We start from the raw sequence: 13,542 nt of genomic DNA, 5'->3' as shown, positions 1-13,542 counted from the left end.
TGGGCAACATTACTCAGGCGCTCCTGGCAGCACCTCTCCCAGGCGGCATCGTCATGCGAGATGCACGACGCCAGCGAAATGACGCTCGCGCCAGAAATCCGCCCCACCCAACCAACACCGCAAAAACGAAAAATGCCGCGTTAGCGGCATTTTGCATACAAGACAAATACAAAAAAGGCGCCCGATCAGAAAATCGAGGCGCCCTTTTAAAATATGGGGTGGACGATGGGAATCGAACCCACGACAACTGGAATCACAATCCAGCGCTCTACCAACTGAGCTACGCCCACCATAGTGCAATGTTGCGGTACAGCCTTAGAGAAACATGGTGCGGACGAAGAGACTCGAACTCTTACAGCTTGCGCCGCTGGAACCTAAATCCAGTGTGTCTACCAATTTCACCACGTCCGCATGAAACTCAAAAACAAAGGCGCCGGATCATTCAATCAAGGCGCCCCTGCAGAATCTGGGGTGGACGATGGGAATCGAACCCACGACAACCGGAATCACAATCCGGCGCTCTACCAACTGAGCTACGCCCACCATATTGCGGTACTGCTTACTTGCCCAGGCCTTAATGGCGCACCCGGCAGGACTCGAACCTGCGACCATCCGCTTAGAAGGCGGATGCTCTATCCAGCTGAGCTACGGGCGCTTAAGCTTACAGTCAAGCCGAACAAACCAACTGCTTATTCTGCCCGACCTTGCCAACCCGTGCCAGGCAGTGCCCGACAAGTGCGGCGAATCTTATAGACGGCCCCGCAGGGCGTCAACAGTTTTCTCAAAAAAATATAATTTATTGAAGGGCTTAGGGAATTTGCCCGACCATCCGCCTTTGCCCTCGGGCCGTCTCGTGAGAGAATGCCGCCTTCTTCATGTTCCCTTCTCGATGGTTAATCACGCGTCTATGACTGCACACCTTATCGATGGCAAGGCGATCGCCGCCAACCTGCGCCAGCAGATCGCCCAACGTGTCGCCGAGCGCCGCCAGCAGGGCCTGCGCACACCAGGCCTGGCGGTGATCCTGGTCGGTACCGATCCGGCCTCCCAAGTCTATGTCTCGCACAAGCGCAAGGACTGCGAAGAAGTCGGCTTCATCTCGCAAGCGTTCGACCTGCCCAGCGATACCACGCAGCAAGCCCTGACCGACCTGATCGACCGCCTCAACGACGACCCGGCCGTTGATGGCATCCTGCTGCAACTGCCGCTGCCGGCACATCTGGATGCCTCGCTGCTGCTCGAGCGCATTCGCCCGGATAAAGACGTCGACGGCTTCCACCCGTACAACATCGGTCGCCTGGCCCAGCGCATCCCCCTGCTGCGCCCCTGCACCCCGAAAGGCATCATGACCCTGCTGGAAAGCACCGGCCAGGATCTGTACGGGATGAACGCGGTGATCGTCGGCGCTTCGAACATCGTCGGCCGCCCCATGGCCATGGAACTGCTGCTGGCCGGCTGCACCGTGACCGTCTGCCACCGCTTCACCAAGGACCTGGCCGGCCATGTCGGCCGTGCCGACCTGGTGGTGGTCGCTGCCGGCAAGCCGGGCCTGGTCAAGGGCGAGTGGATCAAGGAAGGCGCCATCGTCATCGACGTCGGCATCAACCGCCAGGAAGACGGCAAGCTGGTGGGCGACGTGGTCTACGAGACGGCTCTGCCCCGCGCCGGCTGGATCACCCCGGTGCCGGGCGGCGTGGGCCCGATGACCCGCGCGTGCCTGCTGGAGAACACCTTGTATGCCGCCGAAGAGCTGCATAAGTAAGTTGTTCCGGCAATGAAGTGAAACGGCGCCCTTCGAGGCGCCGTTTTCATTTGCCCACGAGGATGAAAGCATTTCCTGCGGCCTCAGCCGATTCGGCTGGCAAACAAGCCATTTCAGCTGGTCCCGCTGCCCACCCCACCCGCTTCAGCCGGGATTTCACCGCTCACCCACCCACAATGGTCACACAGCCCACCTGTGGATGCGTGCCCAATGCAAACAACAAATACCGTCCTCATGATTCGCCCCGCGCGGTTCACCTTCAACCCGGACACCGCGCTCAACAATCGTTTCCAGCAAGCACCACTGGACCCGGCGACCGCAAGCGAGAAGGCCCTGGAGGAATTCGACGGCTACGTCGAAACCCTGCGCCAGCACGGTGTCGAGGTGCTGGTGGTGCAGGATACGCCTGAGCCTCACACGCCGGATTCGATCTTCCCCAATAACTGGTGGAGCAGCCACGCCGACGGCAGCCTGGTGCTCTACCCGATGGAAGGCCGCAATCGCCGCCTGGAACGCGACAAGGGTGCGTTGCGCGTACTGGAGGAGCGTTTTGCCATCCAGCGCACCGTCGACCTGAGCCCGCTGGAACAGCAGAATCTGTTCCTCGAAGGCACCGGCAGCATGGTGCTCGACCGTGAGCACCGCATCAGCTATGCCTGCCACTCCGGGCGCACCCACGAACATGCCCTGCGCCAGTTCGCCGAACAGCTCGACTACCGCCTGTGCCTGTTCCACGCCGTCGACCGCCAGCACGCCCCCATCTACCACAGCAACGTGATGATGAACGTCGGCCGCCAGCTGGCCGTAGCCTGCCTCGACGCCCTGCCCCACGCCACGGAACGCCGCACCCTCGAACATTCGCTGCGTGATACCGGCAAGCAGGTGCTGGCGTTGACCTTCGAGCAGTTGGAGAACTTCGCCGGCAACATGCTCGAAGTCCACGACCGCGACGGTCGGTCGCTGCTGGTGATGTCACGCAGCGCCTGGCGTTCGCTGGAACCGCGGCAACGCCGCCAGGTGGAACAGCACAGCCATCCCGTGGTGGTGAATATCGACCATATCGAACGCATCGGTGGCGGCAGCGCGCGCTGCATGCTCGCCGAAGTCCACCTGCCCTCGCGCCACTGACTTGAAAAGGAGCCTCACCATGACCCGCTATATCGACGTGCAAGACCTCGCCCGCCTGGTCAACCGCAAGGGCCTGCCCACCTGCCTCGAGGAAATGGCCGAGTACATCCGCCAGGACTACCTGCGCTGGCACGACTTCGAGAAGTGCGCGCGCCTGGCCAACCATTCGCCCGACGGGGTGATCGAGCTGATGCCGGTGTCCGATGCCAACCTGTACGCCTTCAAGTACGTCAACGGGCATCCGAAGAACACCCACAACGGCCTGCTCACGGTAATGGCCTTCGGTGCCCTGGGCGATGTCGACACCGGCGCGCCGGTGCTGCTCAGCGAGATGACCCTGACCACCGCGATCCGCACCGCCGCCACCTCGGCCCTGGCCGCCCGCTACCTGGCGCGCCCGGACAGCAAGCGCATGGCACTGATCGGCAACGGCTCGCAAAGCGAATTCCAGGCGATTGCCTTCCACACGATGCTGGGCATCGACGAGATCCGCCTGTTCGACATCGACCGTGCGGCGAGCGAGAAACTGGCCGCCAACCTGGCCGGCTATCCACAACTGAAGTTGACCATCGCCACTGACGTCGCCGAAGCGGTGCGCGGCGCCGACATCGTCACCACGGTGACCGCCGACAAGGCCTACGCCACCATCCTCACCCCGGGGATGATCGAGCCAGGCATGCACCTCAATGCGGTCGGCGGCGACTGCCCGGGCAAGACCGAGCTGCACCGCGACATCGTCGAGCGTGCACGGGTGATCGTCGAGTACGAGCCACAAAGCCGTATCGAGGGCGAGATCCAGCAGATGCCAAGCGACTCGCCGACCACCGAATTCTGGGAGGTCGTCGAAGGGCGTGCCGCAGGACGTGAAAGCGCCGATCAGGTCACGCTGTTCGACTCGGTCGGCTTCGCCCTTGAGGACTATTCGGCGCTGCGCTATGTGCTGGATGTGGCCCGGGCGCTGGATATCGGGCATGACATCGCGCTGGTGCCAGCGCTTGAGAACCCGAAAGACCTGTTCGCCTTGCTGCGGCCCGTCTCGGCACGAGCCAAAGCCAACGCAGCCTGATTGCCCCCTGTAGGAGCGGCTTTAGCCGCGATGCAGGCGACGCGGTGCCTGGCACCCGCTTCGCGAGTGATCGCGGCTAAAGCCGCTCCTACGGAGGTCGCGCCAGATCAATGAGTTAATACGGTGGTCGGCAGGGCGCGCGTGACACGCGGAATCCGCTGTCGCACTTCCATAAATCTTTGTCGGAACAGCCGATTCTGCTGCCACGAGGAACCTAACAGCCGATTCCGGCACCCAGCGCGCTAGCAAACGACACAAAAAACCGGTCTATCTCGCGCATCCTGAGCCCGACCCATGAGTCACCGACGGACCTACACGCGGTAATCGCCCTACTACCAATAACAACACCCAGGGACCCAAGACCATGCTCTCCATGCGAAAACGCCTCGGCGTGCTGCTGTTCTCGTTGTGCGCCACCACCGTTTCCCACGCCAAGGAGTGGACCGAGATCCGCTTCGGCGTCTACCCCGAATATCCCCCCTTCGAATCCGTCGCCGCCGATGGCAGCCTGCAAGGCTTCGACATCGAGCTGGGCAACGCCATCTGCTTGAAACTGCAGGTCAAATGCACCTGGGTGCACAACGAATTCGACGGCATGATCCCCGCCCTGCGTGCGCGCAAGTTCGACGCCATCATGTCGTCGATGGCGGTCACCCCGGCGCGCCTGAAACAGATCGACTTCACACACAAACTGTTCCTCAGCCCGACCTCGGTGATCGTGCGCAAGTCCGCCGATTTCGGCGACACGGTCGAGTCGCTCAAGGGCAAGCAGGTCGGCGTGCTGCAGGGCTCGCTGCAGGAAGCCTACGCTCGCGCCGTGCTGGCGCCGCTGGGCGCGCAGGTAAAGGCCTATCAAGCCCAGGACCAGAACTACGCAGACCTGATGAACGGGCGCCTCGACGCTACCGTCACCGACAAGCTCGAGGCCCAGCTCAACTTCCTCTCCAAGCCTGAAGGTGCCGACTTCAAGAGCGGCCCGGCAATCAAGGACCCAACCCTGCCGCTGGACATCGCCATGGGCTTGCGCAAGACCGACCCGGAGCTCAAGGCCCTGCTCGACAAGGGCATCGCCCTGATCCATGCCGATGGCACCTACGCCGAGATCCAGAAGAAGTACGTCGGCGAACTGGACATCTACAACGAGTGAGTTCCCACCGGCCTCTTCGTGGGCGAGCCCGCTCCCACAGGTAATCAAAGCCTCTGGCCTGCACACATCCTGTGGGAGCGGGCTTGCCCGCGAAGAACCCACCGCGAGACCCCGTCATGCACGACTTCCTCACAAGCGGCCTGCAAGGTTTCGGCCCGCTGCTGGCCCAAGGCACCTGGATGACCGTCAAGCTGGCCCTGCTGTCACTGGCCCTGAGCCTGCTGCTCGGCCTGCTCGGCGCCAGCGCCAAGTTGTCCCGCTCACCGCTGCTGCGCCTCCCGGCCACCCTCTACACCACGCTGATCCGCAGCGTCCCCGACCTGGTACTGATCCTGCTGATCTTCTACAGCATGCAGATCTGGCTCAACGATCTGACCGAGGTGCTGGGCTGGGACTACGTGGAGATCGACCCGTTCGGCGCCGGGGTGATCACCCTTGGTTTCATCTATGGCGCCTACTTCACCGAGAACTTCCGCGGCGCCATCCTCAGCGTGCCGGCCGGACAGCTGGAGGCGGCCACCGCCTATGGCCTGAGCCGCGCCCAGCGCTTTCGCCTGGTGCTGTTCCCGCAACTGATGCGCTTCGCCCTGCCGGGGCTGGGCAACAACTGGCTGGTGCTGCTCAAGTCCACCGCACTGGTGTCGATCATCGGCCTTGCCGACCTGGTCAAGGCCGCGCAGAACGCCGGCAAGACCACCAACGACGTGCTGTTCTTCCTGAGCCTGGCCGGGCTGGTCTACCTGCTCATCACCACCCTCTCCAACCGCCTGCTCACTTACCTTGAGCGGCGCTACAACATCGGCATCAAGGAGCTGGCGCGATGATCGATCTCCTTCAGGAATATGGCCTGGCCTACCTGTACAGCGACGGCAACGGCCTGTCGGGGCTGGCCATGACCCTCTGGCTGTTCGTCGCCAGCATGGTCCTGGGCCTGGCACTCTCGCTGCCCCTCTCCCTGGCCCGGGCGTCGCGCAACACCTGGCTGCGCCTGCCGGTGCAGTTGTACACCTTCGTGTTCCGCGGCACACCGCTCTATATCCAGTTGCTGATCTGCTACACCGGCCTCTATAGCCTTCAGGTGGTACGCGAGCACGCCCTGCTCGACCAGTTCTTCCGTAACGCACTCAACTGCACGCTGCTGGCATTCGTGCTCAACACTTGCGCCTACACCGTGGAGATCTTCGCCGGGGCCATCCGCAACCTGCCGGCTGGTGAGCTGGAAGCCGCCCTGGCCTATGGCCTGAAGGGCTGGAAGCTCAACCTGTTCCTGGTGCTGCCCGCCGCCCTGCGCCGCTCGCTGCCGGCCTACAGCAACGAACTGATCCTGATGCTGCACGCCACCTCGCTGGCCTTCACCGCCACCGTCGCCGACATCCTCAAGGTGGCCCGCGACGCCAACGCCGCGACCTTTCTGACTTTCCAGGCCTTCGGTGTGGCCGCCCTGCTCTACATGCTGCTGTCCTTCGCCCTGGTCGGCCTGTTCCGACTGGCCGAGCGCCGCTGGATGCGCTTCCTTGTCCCTGCCCGAGGCTGATTTCATGACTGCTACCGCACTGCCACTCAACACCTTCGAACAGGCCCCGGCAGAACGCGCCCATGCCGGCGCCATCAAGCTCAGCGTCGAGGGCCTGCACAAGCACTATGGCGAACACCAGGTGCTCAAGGGCGTCTCGCTACAAGCACGCAAGGGCGACGTGATCAGCCTGATCGGCGCCAGCGGCTCGGGCAAGAGCACCTTCCTGCGCTGCATCAACTTCCTCGAGCAGCCCGACGCCGGCAGCATCACCCTCGACGGCCAGACGCTGGAGATACACCCCGGCACCCGCACCCCGCCACCAGCCCAGTTGCAGAACTTGCGCACGCGCCTGGCCATGGTGTTCCAGCACTTCAACCTGTGGAGCCACCTCACGGTGCTGGAGAACATCTGCCTGGCGCCGCGCAAGGTGCTGGGCGTCAGCGCCGGCGAAGCCGAGGCCCGTGCCCGCAAGTACCTGGACAAGGTCGGCCTGCCGGCGCGCGCCGCCGAGCAGTACCCGGCATTCCTCTCCGGCGGCCAGCAACAACGCGTGGCCATTGCCCGGGCGCTGGCCATGGAGCCGGAGATCATCCTCTTCGACGAGCCCACCTCGGCCCTCGACCCGGAGCTGGTCGGCGAAGTGCTCAAGGTGATACAGACGCTCGCCGAGGAAGGACGTACCATGCTCATGGTCACCCATGAAATGGGGTTCGCCCGCCAGGTGTCGAGCCAGGTGCTGTTCCTGCACCAGGGCCTGGTCGAAGAGCACGGCAGCGCCGAGATCCTCGACCGGCCACAGAGCGAGCGCCTGCGGCAGTTCCTCTCCAACCGCCTCAAGTGAAGTCACGCCGCATATGGATACCAAGGCCACTAGCACCGCAGTCGCACCACTGGATCGCATCGATGAAGCCATCATCGACGTGCTGCGCCACCAGGGAAGGATCACCTATGAAAAGCTCTCCACCCTCGTGCACCTGACGCCCAGGCCCTGCCTGGAACGGGTGCGCAAGCTGGAACGGCGCGGCGTTATCCGCGGCTATGGGGCGATCATCGACCTGCAACAGGTCTCGCCCGGCCTGTCGTTGCTGGTGCTGGTGGCGCTGTCCAACCAGAGCGGACGCTCCGCGCAGAAGGCCTTCGAAGCCACCGTGCGGGCCTGCCCGCAGGTGTACGAATGCCAGCTGATCAGTGGCCATTTCGACTACAGCCTGCGCATGCGCTGCCGCGACATGGAGCATTACCGGGTACTGACCGAGACCTGGATGAACAACGACGAGTTGCACATCGACAAGCTGGTCGCCCATCCGGAGCTGGCGGCGGTCAAAAGTACGGCGCCCCTGGCTTGAACCTCCACGCTGCCCGCCGGGTGCTATCCATGCCGGGCGGGCAGCGCGAGGCTCGCTGCTCGACGCCTCAGGTGCCACCCGGCGCAACGCTGAGACGGCTTTGCAGGCAACGCTGACCTACACGCTGGCGGAGGGGCGCATGGCCGCCCATCACCTCAACCGGCCAGCCACTCCGAGGGCTGGTGATAGCCTGCCACCCACTCGACCACCTCACCTGCCGGCATAGGCCGCGCAATGCCATAGCCCTGGGCGAGCTCGCATCCCAACCCCATCAACACCCGCCCGTGCTCGATGGTTTCCACCCCTTCGGCGATCACTTCCCGGCCGAACGCACGCGCCAGGCCGATCACCGCACCGGTGAGGGCCAGGTCGTCATGGTCGTGCAGGATGTCGCGCACGAACGACTTGTCGATCTTGATGGTCTGCGCGGGCAAGCGCTTGAGGTAGCTCAGCGATGAGTAGCCCGTGCCGAAGTCGTCCAGCGAGAAGCGCACACCGAGTGCCCGGCAGGCATCCAGGCAGTGGCCGACCCGCGCCAGGTTGTCGATGGCCACCGACTCGACGATCTCAAGGTCCAGCTGCGCCGGGTCCACGCCAGGGTGACGCTCGAGGAGCTGCGCCAGACGCTCGGAAAAGTCGCCACGCTGCAACTGGCGGGCGGCGATGTTGACACTCAGGGACCATCCCCGCCCTTCCTCCCGCCATTGCCCCAGCTGCACCAGCGCTTGTTCGATAACCCACTCGCCCAATTCGACGATCAGGTCGGTCTGCTCCACCAACGGCAGGAACTCGCCCGGTGGCACCGGCCCTTTCGTGGGGTGCATCCAGCGCAACAACGCCTCGAAACCGATCACCTGCCCGCTGCGCATGTTCACTTTCGGTTGGTAGTGCAGGCACAGTTCACCCTGGCGCATGGCCTGGCGCACGCGCGCCACGGTCTGGTGCGTGGCCTTGAGCTCCTGCTCCTGGGACACGTCGAACAGGTGGTAGCGGTTGCGCCCTTGCTGCTTGGCCACGTACATCGCCTGGTCGGCGTGACGCACCAGGGTGTCGGCGTCCTCGTCGTCCTGGGGGAACAGGGTCACGCCGATACTCGCGCTGAGGGTCAGGGCGTGTTCACGGACCACGTAGGGGGCCGCCAGCGACAGCAGCACCCGTTGCAATGCGGCATGCAACTGGCGGGGGCCCTCGATGTGGCGCAGGATCAGCACGAACTCGTCGCCCGACAGCCGCGCCACTGCGTCACCGCCGCGCAGGATGCCCTGCAGGCGTTGCGCCACTTCGACCAGCAACAGGTCGCCGGTGGCGTGGCCATAGCCATCGTTGACCGCCTTGAAACCATCCAGGTCGAGCATGCACACCGCCAGCGGGATGCGCTCGCGGCGCGAAAATGCCAGGGCCTGGTTGAGCAGGTCGGACAAGTACGCGCGGTTGGGCAGCCCGGTCAGCACGTCGTGCCCGACACGCCACTGCAAGGTGTGCAGCAGCTGGCGCTTCTCGGTGACATCGAAGCGGATCGACACGTACTTGCGCACTTGGCCGGTATGCGGGTCGACCAGCGGCACCATGGTGCTGTCGACCCAGTAGAGCGAGCCATCCTTGGCGCGGTTGCAGATCTCGCCCTTCCACACCCGACCGGCCGCCAGGGCGCTCCACATGTCGAGGAAGAACGCCGGCTCGTGCAGCCCGGAGTTGAGAATACGGTGGTTGGCGCCCAGCAGTTCCTCGCGGCTGTAGCCGGAGATACTGCAGAACTGCTGGTTGACGTAGGTGATACGCCCGCGCAGGTCGGTCTCGGAAAAGATCGCGGCCGCATCCACGGCCGCGCGATAGATATCATCCATAAGTTGCCCGCCCTAGCGGTTGAAGCGCTCCACCAGGGCGCGCAATCCGGCGCAGACCTGCTCGAGCTCGGCCCCGCGGGAAGCGGCGGCGTTGGCCCGCCGGGCGCTCTGCTGCACCGTACCGGCCACGCCGTTGATCTGCCGCGAGACATCCTCGGCCACCGCCGACTGTTCCTGGGAAGCCGCCGCCATCTGCTGGCTCATGTCGCTGATGCGCAACACGGCCTGGCGGATGCCTTGCAGCGCCTGCTGCGCCTGGGCCACCTGGGTGACCCCCTGCTCCGCGCCTTCGAGGCCCTGGCTGGCGATGCTCACCGCCTGCCCGGCGCCGCTGCGCAGGCTGTCGATGATCGCCTGGATATGCAGGGTGGACTGGCGGGTCTTGTCCGCCAGTGCGCGCACCTCGTCGGCGACCACGGCGAAACCGCGCCCCTGCTCGCCGGCCCGCGCCGCCTCGATCGCGGCATTGAGCGCCAACAGGTTGGTCTGCTCGGCAATGGCGCGGATCATCCCGGCAGCCTCGGCGATATCACCGGTCTGACCGGCCAGGTCGTTGACCGCCTGGTTGATCTGCCCGACCGTGCCGGCCAGGTCGCGGATCGCCGCGCCGCTGGCATCGGCGACCTGGCTGCCCTGCTCGGCGAGCAGGTGCGCGGTGTGCGCCTCCTGCGCCGTCAGTTGCACGTGGCCGGCGACCTCGCCGATGGAGGCCGCCATTTCGGTCATGGCGGTAGCGGTCAGGTCGGTCTCGGCGCGCTGCTCGAGCAAGGCTGACTCGGTACCGCGGGACAAGCGCCCGGCATCCAGGGCGGCCTCGGCCATCTGCGCGGCCAGGTCGCTGAGGCGGGTCAGCGCGGTCTTCAGGCGCGCCTCCTCGCTGATCAGGATCAGCTCCAGCTGGCCGGCGGCGCCCGGCAGGTCGCTGTAGGTCAGCGCCGCGACCGGGTCGCTGAAGGTGTTGCCCGCGCCATCCGCGATGCGTCGCAGGTGACGGCCAATCCGGCTTTGCGCCCAGGCTCCGACAGCGGCGAACAGTGCCAGGGTCAGGCCTTGAGCCACCAGGCCCGGCCACAGCTGATTCACGCCAATGGCCAGCGCGCCGCCGAGCAACGGCAGGGTCATGCCGCGTGCCAGCAGGGCCAGGCGGTGGGCCGGTGACAGCGCCGCCTTGCCCGCGCGCAATCGCGCATACAACGCTTCGGCCCGGGTGATCTGCTCGCGGCTGGGGCGCACGCGCACCGACTCGTAGCCGACCACCCGGCCCTGCTCCAGGATCGGCGTGACGTAGGCGTTCACCCAGTAGAAATTGCCATTGCGGCAGCGGTTCTTGACGATCCCCATCCAGCTGCGACCGGCCTTGAGGTATTGCCACATCAGCTCGAACACCGCCTCGGGCATGTCCGGGTGGCGCACCAGGTTGTGCGGGCTGCCGATCAGCTCGTCCTGGCTGTAGCCGCTGATGGCGGCGAACTCGGCGTTGCAGTAGGTGATCAGGCTGGCCGTGTCGGTCGCCGAGATGAGCCGCTGGTGCTCGGGAAAGCTTTGCTCGACCGGATTGACCGGCAGGTTCAGACGCACGATGAGACTCCCTTCATAGGCGGTCCGACGGGTGGCCTGGCCGGTGGCCAGGGGCGCCGGAACCGTTCATCCCGGATCAGTTCCAATGTTCGACAACAGGCGCACGCAAGCCGGCGGATGGCCGGATCACCTTGGACAATTGCTTGAATGGCTGACCAATCAAAGCGGCGAATTCTACGAATTCCATCACACTTTGCAAATAAAGGTGATGAATCATGGCGTTGCACTGCATCGATAGATATCGTTAAGTGCTTGATTCTAAATGGGAATTAAGCGATGACCAGAACAGGCCTCGGCCCTGCCCTGCGCCGCTACCGCAAGCTGGCGAGCCTCACGCAGGCGCAACTGGGCGAGCGCACCGGCTTCGACCCCAAGACCATAAGCCGCTTCGAAACCGGCACGTACACCCCCAGCATCGAGGCGCTGATGAACTTCGCCGAAGCGCTGGGGGTGAAACCCAAAGTCTTTTTCGCCGAGCCGGACGACGAAGAAGAGCAACGCGCCTACCTGTTCGGCGTCATCCACAACGCCCCGCCCAAGGACCTTGGCAAGCTGATCGCTGCCGTCGATCAGGCCCTGTCCAAACCCTGAAATCCCCCGTGCACCACGCTAGAGCAGGTTCTCCGTCGACGCACCACAACTGGTCATACCGGTCAGGCCAAAAAACCTTGCAATGTCGAAAATTTCGGCGTTTCATGGCCCTCGCAGTGAACAAACCGGTAAGACCACAATAATTAAGTCCTGCACTCTTTCGCTCCGTGTGGCTGGGGGGCAAGGACACCGACCAGAGACTCCTCCCATGCTCAAATGGTGTTCGCGTTCGATCTTCCTCCAGGTAGTGCTCGGCCTTGCCCTCGGCATCGTCTGCGGCCTGAGCTTCCCCGACCTTTCTCTACAACTCAAACCCCTGGGTGACGGCTTCATCAAGCTGATCAAGATGCTCATCGGCCTGATCGTGTTCTGCGTGGTGGTCAGCGGCATTTCCGGCGCCGGCGACTTGAAGAAGGTCGGGCGGATCGGCCTCAAGTCAGTGATCTACTTCGAAGTGCTGACCACCCTGGCGCTGGTGATCGGCCTGGTATTCGCCTTCAGCAGCGGCATCGGCAGCGGCGCCAACATCCACCTGGAGCAGCTGTCCAGCGCCGATGCCGGAGCCCTCGCCGAGCGCGGCCAGCACATCCACGGCACGGCCACGTTCCTGATGGACCTGATCCCGACTTCGGTGGTCGGCGCCTTCGCCGACAACAACATCCTCCAGGTGCTGCTGTTCTCGGTGCTGTTCGGCAGCGCGCTGAACCTGGTCGGTGAATCGGCCTCGGGCATCTCGCGGCTGATCAACGAACTGAGCCATGTGGTGTTCCGCATCATGGGCATGATCGTGCGCCTGGCCCCCATCGGCGTGTTCGGCGCCATTGCCTTCACCACCAGCAAATATGGCCTGAGCTCGCTGCAACACCTGGGAGGCCTGGTGGCGCTGTTCTACCTGACCTGCGCCGGTTTCGTGCTGATCGTTCTCGGTACAGTGATGCGTATTTCCGGCCTCAAGCTGCTGCCCTTCATCAAATACCTGCGCGAAGAGCTGACCATCGTGCTCGGTACCGCCTCGTCCGACGCCGTGCTGCCCCAGGTGATGCGCAAGCTCGAGCACCTGGGCATCGGCAGCTCCACCGTCGGCCTGGTGATCCCCACCGGCTATTCGTTCAACCTCGATGGCTTCTCCATCTACCTCACCCTGGCCATCGTGTTCATCGCCAACGCCACCGGCACACCGCTGGCCATGACCGACCTGCTGACCATCCTGCTGGTGTCGCTGGTGACTTCCAAGGGCGCCCACGGCATCCCAGGCTCGGCCCTGGTGATTCTCGCCGCCACCCTGACCGCCGTGCCGGCGATCCCGGTGGTGGGCCTGGTGCTGGTGCTGGCGGTGGACTGGTTCATGGGCATCGGCCGGGCGCTGACCAACCTGATCGGCAACTGCGTCGCCACCGTGGCCATCGCGCGTTGGGAGAAAGATATCGACCTGGAGCGTGCGCACAATGTACTGGCCAACAAACCAGGCTTCGCGCCGATAACCCGCAAGCAGGGCCAACCCCATCAACAGGAATTCTGAGCCACGCGAGGCCGGCGCCCGGCGCCGGCCCGCCAGACGCGAAGA

General features: G+C 64.3%; 13 protein-coding genes, 4 tRNA genes and 1 pseudogene. 10 read left to right on the top strand and 8 right to left on the bottom strand.

The features are described 5' to 3' along the window. Positions 1 to 214: 214 nt before the first annotated feature. The 4 genes from JYG34_RS08955 to JYG34_RS08940 form a co-directional block, all read right to left on the bottom strand. Positions 215 to 290, bottom strand: a tRNA-His gene (locus JYG34_RS08955). Between the two features lie 36 nt (positions 291 to 326). Then, positions 327 to 411: transfer RNA gene (locus JYG34_RS08950), tRNA-Leu, on the bottom strand. A gap of 56 nt (positions 412 to 467) precedes the next feature. Beyond that, positions 468 to 543 (bottom strand) — tRNA-His (locus tag JYG34_RS08945). 35 nt (positions 544 to 578) lie between these two features. Further along, a tRNA-Arg gene (locus JYG34_RS08940) sits at positions 579 to 655 on the bottom strand. 252 nt (positions 656 to 907) lie between these two features. Here JYG34_RS08940 and folD point away from each other — a divergent pair. The 8 genes from folD to JYG34_RS08900 all read left to right on the top strand — a co-directional run bounded on the left by folD (position 908) and on the right by JYG34_RS08900 (position 7,965). After that, positions 908 to 1,762 carry a bifunctional methylenetetrahydrofolate dehydrogenase/methenyltetrahydrofolate cyclohydrolase FolD gene (gene folD, locus JYG34_RS08935; RefSeq protein ID WP_213660357.1) on the top strand — a complete coding sequence of 285 codons (855 nt, stop codon included), beginning with the start codon at positions 908 to 910 and terminating at the stop codon, positions 1,760 to 1,762. A gap of 210 nt (positions 1,763 to 1,972) precedes the next feature. Then, positions 1,973 to 2,890 carry a citrulline utilization hydrolase CtlX gene (gene ctlX / locus JYG34_RS08930; protein ID WP_213660356.1) on the top strand — a complete coding sequence of 306 codons (918 nt, stop codon included), beginning with the start codon at positions 1,973 to 1,975 and terminating at the stop codon, positions 2,888 to 2,890. A 19-nt stretch (positions 2,891 to 2,909) separates the two neighbouring features. Then, positions 2,910 to 3,956 (top strand): ornithine cyclodeaminase, encoded by a 1,047-nt coding sequence (locus tag JYG34_RS08925; protein WP_213660355.1) that lies wholly within the window; start codon positions 2,910 to 2,912, stop codon positions 3,954 to 3,956. Positions 3,957 to 4,320: 364 nt separating this feature from the next. Further along, positions 4,321 to 5,103, top strand: coding sequence for an ABC transporter substrate-binding protein (locus JYG34_RS08920; protein WP_213660354.1), 783 nt, complete (start codon positions 4,321 to 4,323; stop codon positions 5,101 to 5,103). 116 nt (positions 5,104 to 5,219) lie between these two features. Continuing rightward, a complete protein-coding gene (locus tag JYG34_RS08915; protein WP_213660353.1) occupies positions 5,220 to 5,927 on the top strand; it encodes an ABC transporter permease in 708 nt (235 codons plus the stop codon). Next, a complete protein-coding gene (hisM, locus tag JYG34_RS08910; RefSeq protein ID WP_213660352.1) occupies positions 5,924 to 6,637 on the top strand; it encodes a histidine ABC transporter permease HisM in 714 nt (237 codons plus the stop codon). The genes JYG34_RS08915 and hisM overlap by 4 nt, the downstream gene beginning before the upstream one ends. 4 nt (positions 6,638 to 6,641) lie before the next feature. Then, a complete protein-coding gene (locus JYG34_RS08905; RefSeq protein ID WP_249746231.1) occupies positions 6,642 to 7,460 on the top strand; it encodes an ABC transporter ATP-binding protein in 819 nt (272 codons plus the stop codon). Between the two features lie 13 nt (positions 7,461 to 7,473). Further along, entirely contained in the window at positions 7,474 to 7,965 is a 492-nt protein-coding gene (locus JYG34_RS08900) for an Lrp/AsnC family transcriptional regulator (RefSeq protein ID WP_213660351.1), read from the top strand. 155 nt (positions 7,966 to 8,120) lie between these two features. Here JYG34_RS08900 and JYG34_RS08895 read toward each other — a convergent pair whose 3' ends face one another. The 4 genes and pseudogenes from JYG34_RS08895 to JYG34_RS08885 form a co-directional block, all read right to left on the bottom strand. After that, positions 8,121 to 9,809, bottom strand: a complete 1,689-nt coding sequence (locus JYG34_RS08895) for a putative bifunctional diguanylate cyclase/phosphodiesterase (RefSeq protein ID WP_213660350.1) — start codon at positions 9,807 to 9,809, stop codon at positions 8,121 to 8,123. Positions 9,810 to 9,821: 12 nt separating this feature from the next. Then, entirely contained in the window at positions 9,822 to 10,931 is a 1,110-nt protein-coding gene (locus tag JYG34_RS08890; protein WP_434011698.1) for a methyl-accepting chemotaxis protein, read from the bottom strand. A 174-nt stretch (positions 10,932 to 11,105) separates the two neighbouring features. After that, a pseudogene (locus JYG34_RS26625) lies at positions 11,106 to 11,387 on the bottom strand (PAS domain-containing protein); the annotation flags it as partial. 76 nt (positions 11,388 to 11,463) lie between these two features. Continuing rightward, a complete protein-coding gene (locus tag JYG34_RS08885) occupies positions 11,464 to 11,619 on the bottom strand; it encodes a hypothetical protein (RefSeq protein ID WP_213660348.1) in 156 nt (51 codons plus the stop codon). Between the two features lie 44 nt (positions 11,620 to 11,663). On the opposite strand from JYG34_RS08885, the gene JYG34_RS08880 reads away from it, so the two are divergent. Both JYG34_RS08880 and JYG34_RS08875 read left to right on the top strand, forming a co-directional pair. Continuing rightward, positions 11,664 to 11,978, top strand: coding sequence for a helix-turn-helix domain-containing protein (locus JYG34_RS08880; RefSeq protein ID WP_213660347.1), 315 nt, complete (start codon positions 11,664 to 11,666; stop codon positions 11,976 to 11,978). Positions 11,979 to 12,186: 208 nt separating this feature from the next. After that, a complete protein-coding gene (locus JYG34_RS08875; RefSeq protein WP_213660346.1) occupies positions 12,187 to 13,497 on the top strand; it encodes a C4-dicarboxylate transporter DctA in 1,311 nt (436 codons plus the stop codon). The last annotated feature ends 45 nt before the right edge of the window (positions 13,498 to 13,542 follow it).

It is taken from the genome of Pseudomonas entomophila, assembly GCF_018417595.1.
In the GTDB taxonomy this organism is placed as follows: domain Bacteria; phylum Pseudomonadota; class Gammaproteobacteria; order Pseudomonadales; family Pseudomonadaceae; genus Aquipseudomonas; species Aquipseudomonas entomophila_C.
This window is presented reverse-complemented; position numbering and strand designations above follow the sequence as displayed.